The organism is Pirellulales bacterium (assembly GCA_036499395.1).
GTDB lineage: Bacteria > Planctomycetota > Planctomycetia > Pirellulales > JACPPG01 > JACPPG01.
On record DASYDW010000077.1, the window covers coordinates 89923 to 113096 of the forward strand.

General features: G+C 60.7%; 21 protein-coding genes. 11 read left to right on the forward strand and 10 right to left on the reverse strand.

Annotated elements, in window-relative coordinates; translation table 11 throughout:
* Positions 1-113 precede the first annotated feature (113 nt).
* On the forward strand, positions 114-1247 hold the full coding sequence (locus tag VGN12_14655; protein HEY4310687.1) for a GNAT family N-acetyltransferase: 1134 nt from the start codon (positions 114-116) through the stop codon (positions 1245-1247).
* Here VGN12_14655 and VGN12_14660 read toward each other — a convergent pair.
* Positions 1237-2364, reverse strand: coding sequence for a fatty acid desaturase (locus VGN12_14660; GenBank protein HEY4310688.1), 1128 nt, complete (start codon positions 2362-2364; stop codon positions 1237-1239). The two genes, VGN12_14655 and VGN12_14660, sit on opposite strands and share 11 nt — an antisense overlap.
* A 444-nt stretch (positions 2365-2808) precedes the next feature.
* Here VGN12_14660 and VGN12_14665 point away from each other — a divergent pair, with 444 nt between their 5' ends.
* Complete coding sequence (locus tag VGN12_14665) at positions 2809-4074, forward strand: beta-ketoacyl-[acyl-carrier-protein] synthase family protein (protein HEY4310689.1); 1266 nt, start codon at positions 2809-2811, stop codon at positions 4072-4074.
* 69 nt (positions 4075-4143) lie between these two features.
* Here VGN12_14665 and VGN12_14670 read toward each other — a convergent pair whose 3' ends face one another.
* A complete protein-coding gene (locus VGN12_14670; protein HEY4310690.1) occupies positions 4144-5490 on the reverse strand; it encodes a hypothetical protein in 1347 nt (448 codons plus the stop codon).
* A 326-nt stretch (positions 5491-5816) separates the two neighbouring features.
* On the opposite strand from VGN12_14670, the gene VGN12_14675 reads away from it, so the two are divergent.
* The 3 genes from VGN12_14675 (at position 5817) to VGN12_14685 (ending at position 10137) form a co-directional block, all read left to right on the forward strand.
* Complete coding sequence (locus VGN12_14675) at positions 5817-6872, forward strand: transaldolase family protein (protein ID HEY4310691.1); 1056 nt, start codon at positions 5817-5819, stop codon at positions 6870-6872.
* A 205-nt stretch (positions 6873-7077) separates the two neighbouring features.
* Complete coding sequence (locus tag VGN12_14680) at positions 7078-8799, forward strand: response regulator (protein HEY4310692.1); 1722 nt, start codon at positions 7078-7080, stop codon at positions 8797-8799.
* 63 nt (positions 8800-8862) lie between these two features.
* Positions 8863-10137, forward strand: a complete 1275-nt coding sequence (locus VGN12_14685; GenBank protein HEY4310693.1) for a metallophosphoesterase — start codon at positions 8863-8865, stop codon at positions 10135-10137.
* A gap of 31 nt (positions 10138-10168) precedes the next feature.
* Here the strand turns inward: VGN12_14685 and VGN12_14690 are convergent, their stop codons facing one another.
* From VGN12_14690 to aroF, 8 genes are all read right to left on the reverse strand, one after another.
* Positions 10169-10804 carry a phosphopantothenoylcysteine decarboxylase gene (locus VGN12_14690; GenBank protein ID HEY4310694.1) on the reverse strand — a complete coding sequence of 212 codons (636 nt, stop codon included), beginning with the start codon at positions 10802-10804 and terminating at the stop codon, positions 10169-10171.
* 64 nt (positions 10805-10868) lie between these two features.
* Entirely contained in the window at positions 10869-11423 is a 555-nt protein-coding gene (locus VGN12_14695) for a flavoprotein (GenBank protein ID HEY4310695.1), read from the reverse strand.
* Between the two features lie 10 nt (positions 11424-11433).
* Complete coding sequence (locus VGN12_14700; protein HEY4310696.1) at positions 11434-11697, reverse strand: DNA-directed RNA polymerase subunit omega; 264 nt, start codon at positions 11695-11697, stop codon at positions 11434-11436.
* The gene (gene gmk / locus VGN12_14705; protein ID HEY4310697.1) at positions 11694-12293 is read right to left on the reverse strand and encodes a guanylate kinase; all 600 of its coding nucleotides are present in this window, start codon (positions 12291-12293) and stop codon (positions 11694-11696) included. The genes VGN12_14700 and gmk overlap by 4 nt, the downstream gene beginning before the upstream one ends.
* A gap of 30 nt (positions 12294-12323) precedes the next feature.
* Complete coding sequence (locus VGN12_14710; GenBank protein HEY4310698.1) at positions 12324-13208, reverse strand: YicC/YloC family endoribonuclease; 885 nt, start codon at positions 13206-13208, stop codon at positions 12324-12326.
* A 140-nt stretch (positions 13209-13348) separates the two neighbouring features.
* Positions 13349-13840, reverse strand: a complete 492-nt coding sequence (gene secG, locus VGN12_14715) for a preprotein translocase subunit SecG (protein ID HEY4310699.1) — start codon at positions 13838-13840, stop codon at positions 13349-13351.
* 102 nt (positions 13841-13942) lie between these two features.
* Positions 13943-14698: a triose-phosphate isomerase gene (gene tpiA, locus VGN12_14720; GenBank protein HEY4310700.1), complete on the reverse strand. Its 756-nt coding sequence runs from the start codon at positions 14696-14698 to the stop codon at positions 13943-13945.
* Positions 14695-15732, reverse strand: a complete 1038-nt coding sequence (gene aroF / locus VGN12_14725) for a 3-deoxy-7-phosphoheptulonate synthase (protein ID HEY4310701.1) — start codon at positions 15730-15732, stop codon at positions 14695-14697. Before aroF ends, tpiA begins: the two co-directional genes overlap by 4 nt.
* A 244-nt stretch (positions 15733-15976) precedes the next feature.
* Between aroF and VGN12_14730 the strand changes: the two genes are divergently transcribed.
* The 6 genes from VGN12_14730 to VGN12_14755 all read left to right on the forward strand — a co-directional run bounded on the left by VGN12_14730 (position 15977) and on the right by VGN12_14755 (position 23113).
* The gene (locus VGN12_14730; GenBank protein HEY4310702.1) at positions 15977-16189 is read left to right on the forward strand and encodes a hypothetical protein; all 213 of its coding nucleotides are present in this window, start codon (positions 15977-15979) and stop codon (positions 16187-16189) included.
* 286 nt (positions 16190-16475) lie between these two features.
* Positions 16476-17417: a MoxR family ATPase gene (locus VGN12_14735; protein HEY4310703.1), complete on the forward strand. Its 942-nt coding sequence runs from the start codon at positions 16476-16478 to the stop codon at positions 17415-17417.
* A 105-nt stretch (positions 17418-17522) separates the two neighbouring features.
* Positions 17523-18704, forward strand: a complete 1182-nt coding sequence (locus VGN12_14740) for a DUF58 domain-containing protein (GenBank protein HEY4310704.1) — start codon at positions 17523-17525, stop codon at positions 18702-18704.
* A 126-nt stretch (positions 18705-18830) separates the two neighbouring features.
* On the forward strand, positions 18831-21203 hold the full coding sequence (locus VGN12_14745) for a DUF3488 and transglutaminase-like domain-containing protein (protein HEY4310705.1): 2373 nt from the start codon (positions 18831-18833) through the stop codon (positions 21201-21203).
* Positions 21200-22228, forward strand: a complete 1029-nt coding sequence (locus VGN12_14750) for a DUF933 domain-containing protein (protein HEY4310706.1) — start codon at positions 21200-21202, stop codon at positions 22226-22228. The genes VGN12_14745 and VGN12_14750 overlap by 4 nt, the downstream gene beginning before the upstream one ends.
* A 249-nt stretch (positions 22229-22477) precedes the next feature.
* Complete coding sequence (locus VGN12_14755) at positions 22478-23113, forward strand: aquaporin (protein ID HEY4310707.1); 636 nt, start codon at positions 22478-22480, stop codon at positions 23111-23113.
* Positions 23114-23174 lie beyond the last annotated feature (61 nt).

Here is a 23174-nt window from a genome sequence, read left to right on the forward strand (position 1 = left end):
GTATTGATCGCTCGCGGGCGATAAAGACGCCAAATTGGGCTGTTCGGGAGTCGTGCGGTTCTGCCGTGCAAGTCATTAAGTCTGCCGTGGGATCGGCAGGCTAGAAGGATGCTATGTCCGCAGTCGAAATCAAGCCGGTCAAAAGTTGGAGCGACCGGCGAGTTTTTCTGAATGTCCCCGAGCGCCTGTATAAGGGGGATCCGAATTGGATTCCGCGCCTGCGACTCATTGAGAGCGAACTGGCCGGCTTCAAACACCATCCGTTTCACGAAACGGCTGAGGTGCAAACATTTCTCGCGATGCGCGACGGCGAAGTCTGCGGCCGCGTGGCTGCGATTATTAACCGGGAGCACAATCGCGAGCACAAGGAAGAACGCGGATTCTTCGGATTCTTCGAGACCGTCGACGATCCCGCGGTGGCCAATGCCTTGCTGGATGCCGTGCGAGGCTGGTTGGCCGAACGCGGCATTACGAAGCTGCGCGGACCGGCGAATCCTTCGATGAATTACGACTGCGGCCTGCTCGTCGAGGGTTTCGACACACCGCCTACGTTCCTGATGCCCTACAATCCGCCGTTTTACGAAAAGCTGATCACGGGGTACGGATTTCAGAAGTCACAGGATTTGCTGGCCTATGTGGGCTACGAAGCTCAGCTTCCCGAGTTCGAAAAGGAGATGGGCTGGCTTGTGGATCAAGCGCAAGAACGCTGCCAGGCCACGGTCCGACCCATGATTCCCTCCTCGACAAAAGACGTCGAGCTGTTTCTCGAACTCTATAATCGCTCGTTCGAGGCGATGTGGGGATTTGTGCCGCTCACGAAGCACGAGGTGGCCGAATTCGCGCGCACGCTCAGCTACCTCGTTAGCCGCGAGTTGGCCCTCATCGCCGAGGTCGACGGTCGCGGCGTCGGCGCCGTGCTAGGGTTGCCGGATTACAACCCGACCATCCGGCGAATTCGCGGCCGGCTCTTGCCCTTCGGCTTTATTCACTTGCTGCGCGGCCGAAAAGATGTCCGCCGCATTCGCATCATCAGCATCAACGTCGTGCCCGAGTTTCAACGCTGGGGACTGGGACTGGTCCTGTTGCGTGCGCTCGTCCCTAAGGCACTCTCGATGGGCGTGAAAGAAGCCGAATTTTCCTGGATCGCCGAGTCGAACGTCATGCCCCGCGTCGGGCTGGAAAAGATGAACGCCAAACTGACGAAAACCTACCGCATGTACGATCTCGATCTGCCGGCTAAGCCGTAGTCGAGCTGCGGGCTCGACGCCACAACGCAAGCAAAGCCGATGGCAAACTCGAGCAGATCGTAAGGTGGTAGGGCGAACCAGAGGGCAAGCCAGCCATCAGTCGCTCGTGGGCCGCGGGCAGAGCGTGATACGGCAGCGACGGAAACAGGTGGTGCAAGGCGTGATACCGTAATCCCACCGGAGCCCACAACTCGCCCGTGATGGGATGATTCGGGTAGTTCAGCGAATCGACCAACTGCTCGACGAAGCTCACCGGCTCACCGCGATGCAGATAACGATGTGCGCCCATGGTGCGAATCGCATTGATCATGAGCACGCCAGCGGCGATCAGGTAAAGATCACGCACGAATTGCCACGGTCGTAAGCCCGAGACCACGGCCAATAGCGTGCCCAGCGCCAACGCGAAACAGGCCGCCTCTTGCAACCGCCAGGTGCGCAACTCGCCGCGACCGGGCAGCGGCCGAACGAAGGTGGGATCGATCACCATCGACGAGGCGTGCGCGTAAACCCATTTGCGCGAGCGCGGGCTGATCCATGTCAACGGCGCCAATACCAGGAAGCGAACCACGGCGATGGCCGGCATCACCAGCGGTTCGCAAAGAAACAGAAAGATATTACGTACCGGGCCCGTGGCCAGCGGCAGATACTCGCCGTCATTGGCCGTGCCGTAGTGCTTCCGCACATGATGCAAAGTATGCGTCTGATACAAAAACGAGGGGATCAAAAACGGAATACCGCACAGCAGGTTCCAATAGATGCGAAACGCTTTGAACTTCTCTGCTCGCAGGTGAACGACTTCGTGACTGAACATAGCGGCGCGGTAAAACGCCAACACGGCGGCCGCGTAGATGATTCCCCAGCCCGCCCAATTCAGAGGCGCCCGACGGAGAACGAGCAGCGCGGCCGTCCCCAGGCCGATCGACAGTGAGAAATCGACCCAATAAATCCACGGCCTGGGTTCAAACAGGTCGTTAACCAACTGGCGTGCGTCCCGCAGCGAGAAATCGCTCCGGCTGTGCGCGCCGACGCGCCCCGGCTCCTCGCGGCGAAAATTGGGTAACGTGGGGGTGGGCCAACCCGGGGTACGGGTACTTGAGTATTTCGATGATGTGGTCACTTGGGCGAGAATGCCGGGGCATTCCCCACTGCGAAACTGGGAGATTGAGGGCGAATAGATCGCTCACGATGACGTCAAACCCACATTTCGGCGTATTGCGTGGGACGTCTTAAGAAGCAGGCTCTATAGGCTGTTTGGGCCGAGAACATGGCTTGTGCCGTGCCCGCTCATAGAAATGGTCTATTCTTTGAAAACCGTGCGATAATGGGGATTTCCGCCGCACTCTTCCGCCGCAGCATCTGGACAAAACTTACGAATAGACAATGATTTAGACCCCGGCTGGGCAGCGGTGCTGGGGGAGCGCTATTTCCGGTTAATCGAGCGCAACCCCTTTGCGCCGAGCGTTCGCCGGATTAAGGCTGGAGTGCCGTGTCTGACGTTTTGGGCCGGCGAGGGACAGGGACGTCGCGTTTTGAATGTGCCTGATCCCGTAGGGAGTCGATCGTGGCGGCGCGAGACATCGTCATAACGGGGCTAGGAATCGTCAGTCCGATCGGCATCGGCGGCGATGCCTTTTGGACGGCGCTTCGTCACGGCACCAGCGGCGTCCGGCCACTCTCACTGTTCGACGCACAGGGCTTGCCCGTCACCTACGGCGCCGAAGTGACAGGCTTCGACCCGAAACAGTTCGTCAAGCCACGCAAGAGCTTGAAAGTGATGTCGCGCGACATCCAGTTCGGCGTCAGCGCGGCCGACATGGCGTGTGGGCAAGCGGGCTTGTCTCCGGGGGCCATTGATCCGGAGCGATTCGGCGTGGTGTTCGGCGCCGACATGATTCTCTGCCCGCTGGACGATGTCGAGGCCGCCTATCGCAGTTGCATGGTCGATGGCCGATTCGATTTCCGTCGCTGGGGACAACATGCTATGGCGCAGTTGTATCCCTTGTGGATGTTGAAATATCTGCCCAACATGCCAGCCTGCCACATCGCGATCAACTACGATGCCCGCGGCCCCAGCAACTCGCTCGCCACGGCCGAGGTCTCCAGCCTGCTGGCGATTGCCGAAGCATCCCGCATCATCGAGCGCGGATTAGCGGACGTGATGGTGGCCGGTGGAACCAGTTCGCGCATTCACCCCACAACCTACGTGCGGGCCGTCCTTTGCGACACGGCGCGTCAGGGGCAGGATCCGAAAACAGCCAGCCGTCCGTTCGACGCCGATCGCACGGGTGCCGTCTACGGCGAAGGCTCGGCCGCCTTCGTCCTGGAAAGTCGCCGTCACGCCGAGGCCCGCGGAGTGAAGATTTTCGGACGCGTGCTGGGCTATGCTAGCGGCTTCGAGCCACGTGTTAACGGCTCGCCGCTCAAGGGAACGGCAATCCGCGCGACCATCGAAAATAGCTTGCGCTGCGCCGAGCTTGAGCCGGGTGATATTGGACACGTGAATGCGAACGGTATCAGCACGATTCTTGATGATCGGGCCGAAGCGCAGGCCATTCGCCAGGTGCTAGGAGACGTTCCCGTTACCGCGCCAAAAAGCTACTTTGGCAATCTGGGTGCGGGCACTGGCGCGGTGGAAATGGCGGCCAGCGTGCTGGGCTTCGTCAATAACGAGGTTCCGCGGACCCTCAATTACGAGCGTCGTGATCCGCAGTGCCCCGTGAATGTCGTCCATGGGGAACCGTTACGGGGTGCGAAGGGCACGGCCGTAATTTTGAATCAGGCCTCGACCGGCCAATCGGCGGCCGTGGTGATCGCCGCCGAAGAATAATCACTGGCACGTGCCCGGACGGCAGCCAGGCTTGTCGCGCTGTTGGCACCGCATTCACGTCTGCTGCATTTAGAAGCAGATGTCGACTCCCAACGTAACCCCTTGCAGTAGGACGTGGCCGTTCTTACGGACCACGGGGGCGATGTTGCTCGTGTACTGCACTTGCTCCGCGGCATTCGCGATGCCGCCAACCCACATCAGGTCGTAACCGCCACGAAAGTACATGCGCTCGGTCAGACGTGTCGTGCCGAAAAATCCCAGGTCGCCGATGAACGCCGTCGTTGGCGACGAACCTTGGCCCGTGCCAGATGCATTGCCCAGGTCTGGGTCGACGATCGAGACTTCCGAGGATTGCTTGGCCAGGTTGCCATACACGCCCGCTTTGGCCCGAACCCCTAGTTGCCAAATGTTCTGATTCATGATGACGTCGCCGCCGATTTGCATCCCCGCCAGAACGTTCGTGGTCTTTATGTTGTAGACGCCCTGGAACACGCTGCCGTCGCTGTGAACGCCGGACGAAAACCAATTGAAATGATCGTTGAGCGTAAACATGCGGAAACCGGTGATGAACGACGGTACCAATGTCGGGGTCGCGACCTGCATCCACGTGCCGTCGGGGAGTTGCGAAATGCGATCCGGCCTCGGCAATTTTGAAATGCGGTAGTTTATCTCGAAGTTGCTGAAGCTCGACGAATCCGCCATCGTCATCAAAGACGCGCCATTGAAGCCGCCAACTGTGAGCGGAAATTTCGAAAACAATCCCGCGAACTGAGCGAAAGTCGACGACGAAAAACCCGGCCCGCCGATCGCGTTGCCGCTCGTGGACCAGGTATTCAGCCCGATGAAGGTGAATTCAATGGCGTGTTGGCGATGGAGAACATCTTCAAAGAGGTTTCTCCCGATCGTAAATCTCGCACCTGGCGTGAAGTGGAAGTCTAGCCCGCTCGTGCCCATTACGAGCGGATGCAGAAGCACCACTTGGCCGCTAGTGGTTAGTGCTTCCTGAAACAATTGCGCTAGTGGCAACGCAGTCCCCTGATGCGTAGGGGCCGATCGCTGCATCATCGTGAACGCGACTGACGAGTACCACAGCGGGCCGCGGTTATTGAAAACACCGTCGGGAAAGATCGAATCGGGGCCGTCATCGCAGTTGTTCGGGCAGACGCAGGAGTTCTCGTCCAGCATTTCGCCGAACTCTCCCACGAATTCACCGTCGTCGTTCTCTGCGATCATGCCGCCATCACTGGGGCCGTCGCCGTAGCCCGGCGGAATCGTCTCCTCACTCGCGTCTTGCCAGAAGGCCTGTTGGCGCACGGCCCTCTGATAGCCACTGCTCTGGGCAGAGCACCAGCCTGCTAGCATTGGCCCGCAGACCAGTGCTACCGCAATCGCAATCTTTGAAAGCACTCCCAGCACGAACGAGCTCCTCGTTGTCGCGCAGAGTCGTAACCGACCAACACCGCGAGCCATCGGGCTCGGATGTCCCACCATTAATCGGCCACCGACTGCCCGCAAAACAGGAATAACCGTTAAAATCACCGAAAACGCACAAAGTCATCGCAAACACCCTAGTCACTGCAACCGAAACAGTGCCTCAATGGATCGTTGATGGCTTCAACTTCTCGATTGTGCTATTCTCACTCGCTGCCCCGGAAAACCGCTGCTGCGACTGGCGCATTGGTCGCAGGTAGCGTTCTAAACTATTTATGCAAAGTCAGTTACGAAGAACCTTTGAGGGCGTCATGAGCTCATCACTTAAGTCCCTGATCGCCAGTGGCACGAAGCTCTGGCTCGATTCGATTGACCCTGACTTGGTGGCCAAGAACTTCGCCCTAGGTGCTAGCGGTGCAACGTCGAATCCGATCATTGTCTCCGGGCTGATCGAAACGGGACGCTTCGATAGCGACCTCGAGGGACTGTTGCAGCGCGGCCTTTCGGACGAGGAAATCGCCTGGCAGACGACAGACAAGCTGGTCCGCGGCGCCCAGCAGGTATTTCTACCGGTCTGGGAAAAAACCGGCGGAAACGATGGCTACGTCAGCTTCGAACTTGATCCGCTGATCGAAGATATCCACAATCCGCTACCCCATGCCGAGCGCGTCAAGCGGTATATCGAGCTCGGGAAGAAATGGGCCGCTGGCCACAAGAACCGCATGATCAAGGTACCGGCGACTCCCGCGGGGCTCGATGCTCTCGAAGAGTTGGTCGCTGCCGACGTCACCGTGAATGTGACGCTGATCTTCAGCATGCGGCAATACCTGGCCGCTCGTGACGCCGTGTGGCGCGGGGCATGTCGTCGGGCGAATCTAAGCCATTTCAAGAGCGTGTACAGCATCTTCGTATCGCGATTGGACGTCTACACCGAGAAGGCGGTTCCCAGCCTCTCGCCCGCCGCCCAAGGAATGGTCGGCATCGTCAATGCCAAGCGGATCTGGGCCGCGAACCAGGAGTTCTGGAAGCAGAACAAGACACCGCTTCAACAAGAGATGATCTTTGCCAGCACCGGCACCAAAAAGCCGGAGGATCCTCCCTGGAAGTACGTCGAGGCCTTCGCCGGCAGCGATATCGAGACGAATCCTCCCGCGACCAACGATGCCGTCGAGAAGAGCGGCCGCACAATCACACGTCATGTGGACGAATTGCCGCCCAAGGCCGTGCTGGACGAAATCGACGCCAAGGTCGACATCAAGCACCTCGAAGAGACGCTCATGGACGAGGGGCTCAAGAAATTCGCCGATCCGCAGCATGCCCTGCTGAAGCTGATCGCGTCGAAGCGCGGCGCGCTCGCCCCTCATTAGGACCGGTCGGCCCTAACGGTGAGAGCGAGCATTACTGTCGTGCCGATAGCGAAAAACAGGAAAGCGGGACCGAGCCCCAGGAGGGCTGATTTGCGAGACCTTGAGCGTCCGATGGAAAACTAGGGCGTGCTGAGCGGTTGTTCGCAGCCGAGGCCGCTCCTATAATCGATTACGGATTATTCATATCTGCCGGGAGTTAGGGCCTTTGACGGAAAGACCCAGAATCCTGCTGCTAGGGGACGCGGGCGAGGACACGTCCCCCTTGTTGGCTCGCCTCGGGGACACGGTCGAGACCGTTCCTGTTCAGAACCCGATCCGCGCCTTCGCCCGGCTCGCTCGCGAAAAGTTCGATGCCGTTTACGTCTCCTCGCCGCACCTTCGCGAAGCGATGGAGCTGGGCAAACTCCTGCAGAACGAACGCATCCTTGAGCAAATGCCTGATGGCGTTGTGCTCCTGGACGGCGACAATTCCGTCATTTGGGGCAACGGGCGGCTGCGTGAATGGACCGATCGCGACTCGATCGTCGGTCTGAATTTCTACGCGGTCCTCGGCAGCCCCGAAATTCTCGGGCCCGACTTCTGTCCGTTCCACACGGCCCTCGCCACCGGGGCTCGCAGTTGTTCCACGCTACGCTCGAGCGATAATCGCTACTTCCGCGTGCATGCCATGCCGGTCTGCGATTCGGACGGACCGCCGCAAAACCTGATCGTCACGATTCGCGACGTCACGAGCGAAGTTCTCCAGCAGCAAAAGCTGGCCGCGATTCATCAGGCTGGCGTTGAACTGGCCGATCTGTCGCCCGACGAACTTTCGCACATGTCGATCGAAGAGCGGATCGAGCTCTTAAAGTCGAACATCCTGCACTTCACTCAGGACCTGCTGAACTTCGACGTCGTCGAGATTCGCTTGTTGGATGCCAATTCCGGCAAGCTCGAACCGCTGCTGGCGGCCGGCATGGTGCCCGAGGCGATGGATCGTTCGCTATACGCTCAATTGCAAAACAACGGCGTGACCGGATTCGTGGCCGCCACCGGCAAGAGCTACCTGTGCGAAGACACGACCGAAGATCCGCTCTATCTCGAGGGGTGTAAAGGGGCCAAAAGCTCTCTGACCGTCCCCCTCATTTTGCATGACGAAGTAATCGGTACTTTCAACGTTGAAAGCCCCGAGCCGCGGGCTTTCACCGAAAGCGACATGCAATTCCTCGAGATATTCACCCGCGACGTGGCCGTCGCGCTCAACACGCTGGAATTGCTGGTCGCCGAGAAGGCCACCACGGTCGTCGAGAATATCGAGGCTGTACACCGCGCCGTGGCGATGCCGGTCGACGATATCCTCAACGACGCCGTCAACCTGATGGAGCGGTACATCGGCCACGACCCCGACGTGGGCGAGCGTTTGCAGAGCATTCTGCGTAACGCCCGTGACATCAAGCAGGTGATTCAGCAGGTGGGCCAGAAGATGGCTCCTAGCCAGGCGCATCCGCAGCCGATGCAGAATCAGCAACGCCCGCAGTTGCGCGGCCTGCAGATCCTGGTCGTTGACGCCGACGAAAACGTTCGCAGCGCGGCCCACAATCTGCTCGAACGTTACGGCTGTGTGGTCGAAACGGCACACGACGCTGGTGAAGCCGTCTGCATGGTCCGCAACCTGGCGCCGGGTACCAGTTACGATTGCATCATTGCCGACATCCGCTTGCCCGACATGAGTGGCTACGAATTGATGCTCAAGCTGCAGGGCATCCTGGACGCGGTCCCTATGGTGCTCATGACCGGCTTTGGATACGACCCCGGTCACTCAATCGTCAAAGCGCGGCAGGCGGGCCTACAGGCCGATGCCGTGCTGTATAAGCCGTTCCGGCTGGACGCCTTGCTGGATACCGTCGAAAAGGTATCCAATTCTTCGCGCATGGTGCGGCAGGGCTGATATCATTCGCTGGGGGCATCCGGCGCAGGCGCGCCGCGACTCTAGACTTCAAGGATCGTCGGGATGGAGCCGCTGCTCGCTTGCTCGCTGTTCGCACTGGCCGTGGTCGGTAGCAGTGCCTTTTGGATCACCTTCCTGAATCGCACGCACGGCCTGGGTGTTTGGCGGCCGTTGGTTCATGGGTGCTCGGGACTGGCGCTACTCGGATTTCTGGGCGGGCCGCTTGTGCTCCTGGTCGCGGCACTGGCAGCCTCGCCAGCCATTGCCGCGTACCTGCCGACGTCGATTATCTCACTGCTGGCACATGCCACGGGTTCCTGGGCCGCGGTTGCGGCGCAAAGTTATGCACTCGCGTGCCTATTGGTCGCGCTCGGACCATTTCCCTGGTGGATCGTCTCCCGGCGCCTGCGTCGCGACCCAGCGCAGTTGCGTTCCCTGCGCATCGAGAGCTTCGACTTCGCCCGCCAACGATCAGGCCAGTCGCTGGCGCACGGCTTCAGCCGCTTCGCCGTGCAACTACCCGGCAATGAAGTGTTTCAGGTTGAGGTAAATCTAAAAACGCTGGCGCTCGCGCAATTGCCGCCGCGACTCGAGGGATTGTCGATCTCGCATCTATCCGACCTGCACATGAGCGGCCGGATATCGATCGACTTTTTCCACGAGATGGTCGATCGGACCAACGCCCTGTCGCCGGACCTGGTGGCGATAACCGGGGACATTGTCGACGCATCGAAGTGCCTGGATTGGATCGTGCCCACGCTCAGCCGCTTGAACGCGCCGCTTGGTGTCTACGGAGTCCTTGGAAATCACGACGTGTGCGTCGATCTCGAAACGTTGCGCACCAAGCTCGCCGCGGCCGGTGTTACGAACCTCGGCGGACGCACGCGCCGTTTGGAAGTGGCCGGGGAAACGATCGTGCTCACCGGCAACGAGCTTCCCTGGATTCCTCCGACGACAGACGCTAGCGAGCAATCCGGCACCAACGAACCGGCGGACGCGCTACGAATCCTGCTGTCGCATTCTCCGGATCAAATCGGTTGGGCGCGCCGCCGGCGCTACGACCTGATGTTGGCCGGCCATACGCACGGTGGCCAGATTCAATTCCCGTTCTTCGGCGCGGTTCTGGCACCTAGTATCTTCGGTACCCGATACGCCTCGGGCCTGTTCTACGAGGCGCCGACGCTGATGCACGTCAGCCGCGGTGTTTCAGGCCTGACGCCGGTGCGCTACAACTGCCGCCCCGAGATCGCTCTATTACGGCTGGTCGGATCGAACACGATGCCATGTAGCAACGACGCCACGCCCGACACGGAAGAGGCCATGGCGACCGGTTCGTAAGCGTCCGGTCCGCCGAGGCGTGAGGTGCGATCTATTTCCGCTGGTCAATCAGTCGGTCCTGTATCACGCGGAAGATGCCGTCGGCGACTTCCTCTTTGCTACCCGAGAGCTCTTGCACCACGGCGCCCGTGGAATCAATCAATTCGACCTGGGTGTCGAGCGCGTTCATCGCCTCGGGACCGTTTGAGACCATGAGGTCGCAATGCTTTTTTTCCAGCTTCGCCAAGGCGCGTAGTCGGTGATCGTCTGCCTCAAGCGCAAAGCCGACCAGCCATTGACCGAGTTTTGCGGCACCCAGCGTTGCCACGACGTCGGGCGTTTCGATCAGGTGCAGTTCGAGCGGCTCGCCCGTCTTGCTGATCTTGCCGGGCGCAACCTTCACAGGACGATAGTCGCAAGGAGCGGCCACGCCGATCAATCCGTCGCACGACGCAAAGACCTGCTGGCATTCGGCGAGCATCTCTTCGGTGGAAACGACCGGAATCACACGCACCCCGGGCGGATATTCGACATCGACCGGTCCGCTGACGACGATCACCTCATGACCGGCGGCCAGGGCACTCGCGGCCAGGGCACAGCCCATACGACCACTCGAGGCATTCGTCAAATAGCGCACCGCGTCGAGATACTGCCGCGTGGGGCCGGACGTAATCAGGATTCGCGCCATCGACGGTTCGGAATGATTGGAGATTCTCTTGCGGCAGTACGGCATTGCCCCGCGGCAGTGGCGCTCATTTCTTCGGAATTTGGGAGAGTTGCTCGGCGATGGCAGCAAAGATCTTTTCCGGTGCCGCCATCCGTCCCATGCCGCGCTGCCGGCAACTTAGCCAGCCTTCTTCAGGACCGACCAGAACGACACCGTCCTGGCGCAACTGTGCGATGTTGCGCTGCACGGCCGGCTTATCCCACATTTCGCAATTCATCGCCGGAGCGAGCATGATCGTCCCGGTAAAGCTCAAGGCCAGCGTGCTCAACAAATCGTCGGCCAGGCCTTGCGCCGTCTTCGCCAGAAAATTAGCAGTTGCCGGCGCGACGCAGAGAATCTCGCCGCGTGTCGCCAGATCGATGTGGGCGCCGAGCGGATGCTCGGGCTCGTGAAAGACTTGGGTGTTAACCGCGCGGCCCGTCAGCGCCTCGAACGTCGCGGCGCCGATAAACTCGCGCGCCGAGGCCGTCAGCACGACGGACACTCCCGCCCCGGCCTGCACCAATTGGCTCACCAGCGCCGCGGTCTTGTAAGCCGCGACGCCCCCGGTGACGCCGACTACGACCTCGCGCCCGTTCATAGATCCCCGTCTATAGATCGGTGAGATCCAACTCGACCGGACCTCCGCCCGCCTCGGGCTCGCCCGTGATGCGCAGATTGGCTGACGAATCGAGGTAAATCTTGTCCTGCATGATTTCCTGGATCACGATCTCGAGCTTGTCATGCGTGTCGAGATTCACCAGCGGCCGGCTGCCGGCGTTCAATGCTACCAGGCGCTTCTGGATGAGGGTGGACAGCTTGAAGCGTCCGCCCACCTTGTTCACGATTCGTTCCTCGCGAAGTTCGTCAATCATTCCGAAACGTCTCCCACTTGCTGCAGGCTTGCCTGGTTGAGAATATCGCAGATCACGCGCGTCGCGCGGTCGACTTCGTCGTTAATTACCCGGTGGCGATAGATGTCGATCGATGCCAGTTCGTGGCGCGCCACTTCCAGCCTTCGCTCGAGAGCCGCGGCACTTTCGGTGCCCCGGTCGCGCAGTCGACGCTCGAGTTCATCGAGCGAGCCGGGCTCCACAAAGATTGTCAAGGCTTGAGGATAGTGCCTCAGCACTTCCACCGTGCCTTGCACGTCAATCTCCAAGACTACCCACTTACCGGCCGCCAGGCTAGGGGTGACCTCCTCCCGCAATGTGCCGTACCAGTCCCCCTGGCCGTAAACTTCGCAAGATTCGAGAAAATCGCCATGCTGCCGGCGGCGCGCAAATTCCTCGCGGCTGAGAAAATGATAGTCCACCCCATCCTGCTCGCCGGGGCGCGGCCGCCGGGTGGTCGCCGAGACGCTGGGCACCAGCGGCAGGTCCGTATGCTCGTAAACTCGCTGCAGGAGCGTAGTTTTCCCCGCCCCCGAGGGTCCGGAAACGATCACTAATTGGCCCGATCGGATATTCATCAGCCCGCTCGGCGCATGGGACGCCTGTTGTCACTCGACGTTTTGAATCATCTCGCGGACCCGCTCGATGGCCGCCTTGATCTCGATGACGTGCCGCGAGATCGTGACGTCATTCGCCTTCGAGCCGATCGTATTGGCTTCGCGGAACATTTCCTGCGTGAGGAATTCCAGCTTTCGGCCAGAACTTTCTTCCGCGCGCAGCAATTGGTCGAACTGCTCCAGGTGGCTGCGCAGGCGGACAGTTTCCTCCGAAATGTCCGACCGCTCAGCAAAAATGCTGACTTCCCTTATCAGGTCGCCGGGCTCGAGTGTGACCTGGAACTGATCGAGCGTTTTTTGCAGCCGGTCCGTCAAACGTGTCCGGTAAGCCTCGGCCACGAGCGGCGTCCTCTGTTCGACGTGCGATAGCTCGCTGGCGATCTGCCGACAGTTATCTGCCAAGTCGGCCGCCATCGCCTTCCCTTCCTTGGAGCGCATGTTGGCCAGATTCGTGAGTGCCGCGTTGAGCGTCGACTCGATCAGCGGCCAATCCTCTGCCAATTCAGTGCTCGAGACGGCGTGCTCGACAACCACGCCCGGCAGCTCCAATAGCGCGCCATACGGAATCGGATCGTCGACCTTCCAAGACTGAAACAGCTCGCGAAGCTGCTGGCGGTAGCCGTCGAGTACCACGCCGTTGATGCCGCTGGCGTCCCCGGTGCGTGGCCGATCGACACGCAGCGTCACTTGGATCGAGCCCCGGCGAATCTGCCGGCGGACTACCTGTTCGATCTCAGGCTCGAGCGCGTTGTACGCTTCCAGGCATTTGGTCGACAGCTTGAAGTACCGGCCGTTGATCGTCCGCACTTCAACCCAGGCGCTGCGCCCCTCAAGCTTGCCGCGAGCCTCGCCGTATCCGGTCATGCTCAATAGCACGGTCGAGGACTCCCCAAAAGTGTGAACGCGGAAACGATCGAACCAATGAAATGACGATCGCCACAATCAAAACAGTCTGTTCGCCCGATACTCGATTCGTGCATGCCTAGCGTGCAGCGAATTATCAGGCGATATTGCGGTTACTTGGGCGCTTCGCTGGCCGCGGGTTCCGCAGGCGCTGCTTCGCTTGTTGCGGAACCAGTAGCGGGGGGTGCTGTCTCGGTAGCGCTTCCCTCGGTAGCGCTACCCTCAGGCGCCTTCGTCTCGCCAGTACCTGGTGCCGCCTCGGTCCCCTGGGGAGATGCCTTGACATCGACGTCCACGCCACCCAGCGATGCCTTGGCGCCGCCTGGTTGAACGTCGACCTTGGCTGCCCCGCCCAGCTTGCTGCTGAAGTTATCAGGCGTGTTGTAATACTTCACACCGAGGACGCACAACACAACCCAGATCGACGCTGCCACGATCGTAATGCGGGTGAAAAGGTCGCCGGCTTTGGTGCCGAAGGCGCTCTGCCCTCCCATGCCACCAAATGCGCCAGCCAGACCACCGCCGCGTCCGCGCTGAATCAGCACGAGCAGAATCAAGAACAACGCGACCAGAAACATCAACACCATCAGGATGCCGCCGAACATGGCTCTTTCTCCTGCACGACTAGTCCATTGTGGGCGAGTACTGTGACGAGCCGCCGCGGGTGTGCAACGGTGAAAACTCGCCCGAAAAGTTCGCAATCCTTGCTAACGCGCCGCGGCGGCAATGCCCAGAAAATCATCCGCCTTCAGGCTTGCCCCGCCGATGAGCGCTCCATCGATATCCGGCTGTGCGAGCAGTTCGCCGGCGTTGCCCGGCTTGACGCTGCCGCCGTACAGAATCCGGACCTTCTCCGCAGTGGCAGTATTGTATCGCTCGGTCACGATTCTGCGAAGGTCCCGATGCACCTCTTCGGCCTGCTCGGGCGTGGCCACCTGACCGGTTCCGATGGCCCAAACCGGCTCGTAGGCAATGACCGTTTTCTCCATGTCCGCCGCTGATAGACCCGCGAGTGACCCGGCCATCTGCCGGGCAATGACCGCACCGGTCTGCCCCGCCTGGCGCTCGGCCAGTAGCTCGCCGACGCACACGACCGGCACGATCCCCGCGGCCAGAGCCGCCACGGTCTTGGCCCGCACCTGGTCGTCGGTCTCGCCCAGAATATTGCGGCGTTCGCTATGCCCCAGAATAACGTACTGGCAGCCCAGATCCTTGAGCATCGCGGCACTCGTTTCGCCGGTGAACGCTCCGTTGGCCTCGTGATACATGTTCTGCGCACCCAGCGCAACGCGGCTCCCTTTGAGCACCGCACTCACGGCGTCGATATAGACGTTCGGCGGGCAGACCAAAAGATCAGCAGCCGGGTAGTCCCCAGCCTTGGTCACGACAGCCTTGGCGAGTGCCACGGCGCCGGCCCGATCCAGATTCATTTTCCAATTGCCCGCGATCAGCGGTCGTCTCATACGGTTGCTCCTGCCGGTTGCGAAATCGTCTTGCCCAGCAGTTCAGCCAGCTTGCGAATCTGCTCTGCCACCTCGGCGTACTGTTCAGGCAACAAGGCCTGTTCTCCGTCCGAGAGCGCCTCCTCTGGGCAGTTATGGACCTCGATATGGACCCCGTCGGCTCCGGCGGCCACCCCTGCCAGCGCACAAGCTGGAATCAGATCGGGACGTCCAGTGGCATGACTTGGGTCAACGATGATGGGCAGGTGCGATAGCGTTTTGGCCAGTGGAACGGCCGCCACGTCGAATAGATTGCGCGTAGCGCTGTCAAAGCTCTTGATGCCGCGTTCGCAGAGCACAACGTTGGCGTTTCCTTGGGCGAGGATATATTCCGCGCTCATTAGCAAGTCTTTAACGCTGGCGCTCATGCCGCGCTTCAGCAGCACGGGCCGACGCGTCTGACCGACTTCCGTAAGCAAGTTGAAATTCTGCATGTTGCGGGCGCCGATCTGGAACATATCGGTGTATCGATCCACCAGTTCCACGCGGCGCGGATCCATTACCTCGGTAACGATCGGCATGCCGTACTTGTCGCCCGTGTCGCGCAGGATCTTCAGCCCCTCTTCGCCCAAACCTTGAAACGCATAGGGGCTGGTGCGCGGCTTGAAGGCGCCACCGCGCAGGACATTCGCCCCGGCGGCCTTGATAGCGGCCGCGATCGAATCCAATCGTTCGGCGCTTTCCACGGCACAGGGACCAGCGATCATGCCCAGGTAGCCGCCGCCGAACTTCACACCGGCCACGTCGACGACGCTGGGCTCGGGGTGCGCTTCCAAGCTCGCCAGCTTGTACGGAGGCAGTATGGGCACCACTTGTGCCACGCCCGGAATGGCTTCCAGCGGCGCGACCTGAGTTTTGGCCTCGTCGCCGATGACACCTATAATCGTTCGATAAGTGCCACGACTGAGGTGCGCTTTCAGCCCCAGGGCTTCCACGCGCTGCACGACGTGCTCGATCTGCTGCTCGGTGACGTTGGGCTTCAGTACGATGATCACGGTATCGACCTGCCGCGGTAAGGTTTGCCGGCGGACGGAAAGCCCGACGGCCGAAAATGGTGATCGGGCAGTATACCCTGCCGGGAACGAGGGTTGAAGCACGGTTATTGCTCCAGGGGCAGACGTTTTGCGGCTGTCGCGCCAGGGCTCTACCAGAAGATGACCGACAGGCTCAGGCCTGCTTAACCCGATACCACTCGCGGATCGCTCACACCCAAAGGTTCCTGCAACCTAAGGAGCACAGATGCCAGGGCCAATGCAACGCTGGGGCCGTTTCCGCCTGCGCACCCTATTGGTGCTTACAGCGGTAATCGCAGTCGCCCTGGCCTTTTCTGGACGCGAGTTTCAGGAGTGGCGCCGCCGAGAGCGGGCGCGACAGCAGCGCGCGCAGTTGCTGGGGGTGGACGGCTACCCAGGCGATATTCCCTTGCGTCGCGCGATTCCGCAATTGCGCTAACCATTTCGAGTGTTTAACAAAGTTACAAGCCGGCGCCCGCCCCTGATCCATTACGCCAAGCGAAACTCGCTTTGCCGCATTCGCAAGCTTCCAAGCCCCCGCCGTTAGTTGCCCGCTTTTGAAATCCGGCAGGGGGTGGACCGTGCCGGTTTCTTGCGGCTACCATGAAATGTGTTCGCTGGTGGCGGCCTGGACGTGGCGGTGCCCGGTGCGCATTTCCCGGAACGAGGCGAGCGGCGCGACTTTTCGCACCACTCGACGGAACACTCCTGCGTGGACTGCCAACATGACGCCCGAGCTGCATAGCCTGGTCGGAGAACTTGAAGCCAATATTGCCAAAGTCGTGCTGGGCAAGCCGCGCGTGATTCGCTTGTGCGTCGCGGCGCTACTGTCCGGCGAGCACGTCTTGCTCGAAGACGTGCCAGGGGTCGGCAAGACGCTGGTCGGCAAGGCGCTCGCGAAGAGCATCAACGCCCGCTTCACGCGGATCCAGTTCACCCCCGACTTACTCCCCGGCGACATCGTCGGGTCGAGCATTTTCGACGCGAAGACGAGCGAGTTCTTTTTCAGCCAGGGACCGATCTTCGCCAATATTGTCCTGGCGGACGAAATCAATCGCACGACTCCCCGCACGCAAAGCGCGCTGCTGGAAGCGATGAGCGACGGCCAGGTGTCCGTCGACGGCCATACCTACCGGCTGCCGCGGCCGTTCATGGTGATCGCTACGCAGAATCCCTTCGAGTTTGAGGGGACTTACCCGTTACCCGAAAGCCAGCTTGACCGCTTCCTGTTGCAAACCAGCATCGGGTATCCCGATCGCGACGAGGAATTACAGGTGCTGACGAGTCACCGCCAGGGTGAGCCGGTTGACAGTCTGACGCCGGTTCTGGACTGCCAGCAGGTGATCGCCCTGCAAGAGGCCGTTCGCCGAGTGACGATGGACGAGGCGATTCACCACTACTTGCTCGACTTGATCGACGCCACACGCAACAGCGACGATCTGCACGTGGGCGCGAGCACACGTGGCGCACTTTGCCTGTATCGAGCCAGCCAGGCACTCGCCTTGATTGAAGGACGCGACTACGTCGTGCCCGACGACATCAAGCGGCTGGCCGTGCCGGTGCTCGCGCATCGCGTGATTACGAAAGGCTATTTGCACGGCAATCAGCGCAGCGCCGTCGAAGCCATCATTCAACGTTTTATCGACGATTTGCCTGTCCCGACCTGAAATTGGAGCCACCCGAGCAACGCTCGCAGTCCCCGTCGATCAATTAATGACAGTTGCTTCTCGGCCGATGGCCCATTCACCTTGATGATGCAGCCGTAACGTCGCATGCGTATTCCGCGCCTTCCTACGATCACTCTCGAAGGCCTGTGCTTCATCACGATGCTCGGCTTTCTGCTGGCCGGCGCTCTCGTGCGACAGATCAACTTGCTGTTGGCGCTGTTTGCCCTGCTGGCCGGGCTGCCGCTGGTGAATCGCTGGTTGGTATGGGCCACGCTACGCAAATTGAAGGTCGAACGGCGGATTCCGCGCAGTACTTCAGCGGGCGACTTGTTGCTGGTCGAACTCTCGATCTCGAATCTGAAGAAGAGGCTCGCCTCGTGGGCCGTCACGGTCGATGACCAGATTCGCCGCCAGGGGGCTGGTCGTGACGATGCCCCCATTTCAGCCCGCACGCTCTTTCCCTACATTTCGTCGCGCGGTGCCGCGGCGCAATCGTATCGTGGCCGTATCATGCGGCGCGGGCGTTACGAATTCGGGCCGATTCGGCTCTCTACCCGTTTCCCTTTCGGCATGATCCGTGGCGTCACCACGATCGAAGAATCTCAGACCCTGCTCGTCTTGCCGCGATTAGGCCGCTTAACGCGTCGTTGGCAACGCCTGCAGCAATCCTCGGATATGGGAACGAGCAATGTGCAGCGTCGGCAAGGACTGCTGGAAGGTGACTTCTACGGCCTGCGCGACTGGCGAGCAGGAGATAGCCGTCGTTGGATACATTGGCGAACGAGTGCCAGGCGGCAGACGCCCACCGTTCGACAATTCGAGCAGCAGCGCAACCAGGACCTGGCGCTAATCCTCGAACTTTGGCAGCCGAAACAGCCCGGCGAGATGCACTTGGAGCATGTCGAGATCGCCGTAAGTTTCGCCGCTTCGATCGTCTCGGATCTGTGTCGCCGCGGCGGTCGTACGCTGTGGATGGCCGTCGCCGCTCGCGAATTGCATTGGAACAGCGGCCCGACTTCGCTCGCGCTCACGCGTGAAGTGATGGAAACCTTGGCCATGGCCGAGGCCAACTGCGGGGACCGTTTCCCCGACGCCCTCGGTAAGACGCTCGAGGTCGCCCGGCCGGGCACTAATGTCATTGTCGTCAGCACACGTGCGATTGACCTGGGTGATACCGAGCGATTTGCCAAGCTGTGGCGCAATCCACGGCAGCGAGCCTGGCTCAGCCGCCTGCAATCGATCAACGTAGCGCAACCGAACCTGTCTGAGTATTTCATCCCGCAGTAGAGGTTCATGGTGTTCCGCATCAAGAGTTGGCCACGTCCGTTCGCCGGAATCTGGCGCGCCGCCGCGGAACAGACCTCGAGCGTCCCAATATCCGTCCGCCCGTCGTCGCACGGATCGACGCTGTCCATGGAGCGCATCCTGCAGGTCGGTGTCGCGGCACTTGTGGCACTATCGACCGTGCTGCTGGGCATGGGGGATCGAAATGTCTCGTTGACCATCGCCGCGGTGATTATCGCCTTCTCTTCGGTTTACATCACGGACGTCAAGGGCTGGATCCGCCTCCCCGACCGTTTGGCGGATCTACTGGGCCTCGCTGCCGGTGTACTCGCGTTTTTCCAGTGGCAGCGCGACGTTTCGGATGCCGGCTTACTGGCGCTGTTGAGCTTTGTCATCTACGGACAGTTCGTACTGCAACTGAAGCAAAAGAGCATTCCCACATATTGGTTGCTGATCGCGCTGAGCTTGATGGAAACCGCCGTATCGACCGCGCTGAATGAATCGCTGTTGTTCGGCATCTTGCTATTGGCGTACGTGGTTTTGGCGATTGGCGTGCTGACCGTGTTCTACCTGTTTCGCGAGCAATCCCGCGTGCTCGAGCGAATCGCGGGGACCGACCATTTCGCGGCGCACGCTCCGACCATCGGCATTGCCCCCACCGTGCGCCCCGTGCAGCCGCTGTTATTCACTGGCGGCGCTCAGCAGCAGCAAGCCGAAGGGTCGTTGAATCTGGCGCTCGTTAGGCTGGTGTGCAACGTCGGTGTGATCGCACTGGGCCTGGCTTGCGTCGTCTTCGGCGCAATCCCTCGCGCCGAACGGGGCGTCTGGCGCGAAAAGGAAGTCGAGGCCGCACAACGAGTCGTGGGATTTTCCAACGAGGTCCAACTCGGCGAGATGGGCGCCATCAGCGAAAGCGCCGAGGAGATCATGGAGGTGTATCTCACGGACTCGGTGACACGAGAATCGCTGGAACTGGTCGACGAGCCGTTGTTTCGCGGCGTTGCGTTGACGACCTATACCAATCGCAAATGGAGCCAGGAGTTGGCCATGGGCGAAAGGATCAAAGCCAGAAAGCCGCCACAAGGCGCCCCCGTTGTCCGGCAACGCTATATCGTGCAGCCGCTCGATACAGACGTACTTTTTTGCCTTTACCCTTCTTATTCGCCCGTCTCGAGCGGCGCGATACTGTGGTCCGAAGGGGGTGAGCAGTTGATGCGCACAGAACGTCGCCAGGGCACGTCGATCGAATACGAGCTGACTACGACGAGCATTGTGGACCGTCGCCAGTCAGCGATTGTGCAAGCGGCGCAACGTTTGGACAGAAAGATGGAAAGGCGTCTGACCTTACTTCCCAGCCCGCGCGGCAATATCAGAGATCCGCTGGCCGGCACCAAGGCCGCGGCCGAACGCATCGTGCGCGGGATACCGGCCGAAGATCATTTGGAACGAGCTCGAGTACTGACTAACTTCTTGCGCGACCCGACAAACTTTCGTTATTCCCTGGGCGAAGTGCGGCGCGACACCGAACTCGACCCGGTTGAGGATTTCGTCACCAAGAATCGCGTTGGCCACTGTGAGTACTATGCCAGTGCCCTGGCCTTGATGCTGCGCACGATCGGTGTTCCCACGCGACTGGCGGTCGGCTTTAAGGGCGGAGATTGGATCCAGGACCACTACCAGGTGCGCGCTCTGAACGCCCACGCCTGGGTCGAAGCGTACTTGGCGCCGGAATTTTTGCCGGCGCAGTTACCGCCGGAATTCGATCGCGAGCGAGGCGGCTGGCTGATCCTCGATCCTACCGGTGGCATTGGCACCGGCGCTATTCCCACCACCAGCGGCTACGTCATCGAAGGCATCAGGCAGTTCACAGCCAGTTTGCGCAATGTCTGGCGAACATACGTCCTGGGCCTGAATCATTCGCGGCAACAAGAATCGCTCTACGTTCCGATGCGTGAAGGGATTATCGCTGGACTGGTCAATCTGACCGATCGCCATGCCTGGAGAGGCCTGGCTCGTAGAATTATTCACTGGCTAAGTCCCGCCTATTGGGGGCTGACCAACGGAGGCTGGTTTAGCTGGCGCGGCGCCATCGCCGCGATGATCGTGATGCTGGCGGTCGTCGGTGCCGTCTACGCTGTGCGGTGGACGATCGTACTCCTGCGTCGCTGGTCAACCCGCGGCTCGCCAAGCAATGACCACGGCGGGGCGGATGTGGCGTTCTATCGCCGGCTCGAACGTTTACTGGCGGAGCGCGACCTGCTGCGCGCCCCCAGTCAAACCCAGCGTGAATTCGCGCTGGCCGTCGGAGGTCAACTGGCGGAATCAGCGCAAACCAAACGCGCGGCCCCCGTGGCCCGTCAACTGGTTGAGCTATTCTATCGCGTCCGCTTCGGCCGCCGCACCCTGGACAGTGACGAAGCGGCTGCGGTAGAACAAGCCCTTTCCGAACTGGCCGACGCGCTGACGCTGGCCGGCGAACGTCGCGCACAGGATCACAGATGAAGATCGGTTTGATCGGCTATCAAGGGTCAGGTAAGAGCACGCTATTCGAATGGCTGACCGGGATTGTGCCCGATCCCGCCAAGAGCCATACCGGCCAAGGCGCCATGGCTCCGGTTCCCGAGCCGCGCGTCGATGGGCTGTGCAAGGTCTACAACCCGAAGAAGATCACTTACGCCGCGCTGGAAATCGTCGATACGCCGGGGTTGAGCCGTACGCACGAAGGAAACCCGGCACGCCTGGGCCTGTTGCGCGATTGCGGCTGCCTGGTGATGGTCGTGGCCGCCTTCGATCGGGATGCTCCCCAAGGGGACCTTGGGCGGTTTCAAGAGGACCTTCTGCTAGCCGACATGGAGATCGTCTCCGGCCGGATCGATCGCTTGCGCGACAGCGTCAAGAAACCTCGCCCCAATCGCGATCAAGAGATCGCCGAGCTTGCCGCACTGGAAGAGGTACTGGCCGCCATGGAAGCTGGACAGCCGCTGGCAGAATCAGCGATGACCGAACCGCAACTGAAGGCCACACGCAGCTTTCGATTGCTCACCGAAAAACCCGCCTTGCTGATTCTGAACGTCGCCGACGACGAGTCCGACCCCGCGGCCAGGGCCACAGCCGCCACCACCGACCGGCCGATCCTGGCCGTTCGCGTCGGGTTGGAACGCGAACTGGCGCGCATGTCCCCCGAAGAACGGGCCGAATTCGAGCAAGACCTCGGCCTCACCGGCAGCGACCGCGACCAGGTCCTGCGTAAGATATTGGAGGTTTCCGGCCAAATGTTGTACTTCACCGCCGGGGAAAAAGAGGTGCGCACCTGGATGATGCGCAAAGGGGGAACTGCCCTGGAAGCCGCCGACAACATTCACAGCGACCTGGCCCGTGGGTTCATCCGCGCCGAGGTTATGACCTGCAGCGACTTGGTCCGTCTCGGCAGCGAGCGGGAAATCAAAGCCCACAATCTCGTTCGTCAGGAACCGAAGGATTACGTCGTACGGGACGACGATATCCTGAACATCCGATTCAGCGTTTAGGTCGACCGGTTGGCCCTGGGTTGCTTACCCCAACCGGGCCAAATGCGAATGCCATCTTGCTAACGTCTGAAGGTTGGCTAGACTTTCGCATACCTGTCGTCCACTTTCGCAAGAATGTCTGCCGGTCCTGTTCTGTTTGCTTGCGCTTGTTTCGCATCGCACGAATGGCGCGGCGAGGCGGTGAGCACTGTTCGTCGAGCGCGGCGCGATCGACGCGACCGATCAGATTCATCCGCAGGAGCCCGAGTTATGAATAAGCTGGTTACGGAATTCATCGGCACGTTTTTCTTGTTCCTGACGATCGGTTGCAGCGTGCTGGCCGGTGCTGGCGGCGGGGTCATTCCTCCGCTGGCCATCGGCTCGGCGCTGATGGTGATGATCTTTGCCGGCGGGCATATCTCGGGCGCGCATTACAATCCGGCCGTCACGTTGGGCGCGCTGCTGCGTGGGCGGACCACCGTGCCAGAGGCGATTGGCTACTGGGTTGTGCAGATTCTTGGTGCCGGCGCGGCCGCCGCGGCGGTGAAATTCTTGCGTCCCGACGCCGTTGCGGCGATTGAATACAGCGCGATCGCGACAGGACCGGCATTTCTTGCCGAATTTCTCTTTACGTTTGCCCTTGTCTACGTCGTGCTGAACGTCGCGACGTCAAAGGATACGGCCGGTAATTCGTTCTATGGCTTGGCCATCGGCTTCACGGTCCTGACCGGCGCATTCGCTGTGGGCGATATCTCGCGTGGTGCCTTCAATCCGGCCGTTGCCGTCGGTCTGTGGCGGCTGGGCATTGCTTCGGTAAACGACCTGGGTTTGTACTTCCTGGCGAACCTGGCCGGCGGTGCTGTCGCAGCGATCGTCTTTCGCGTTCTCAACCCGAACGATTCTTAAATCGATCATTGCTGCTTAACAGAAGCGAAATTGCATTTCCCACGCACGCCTAAGGTGCGTT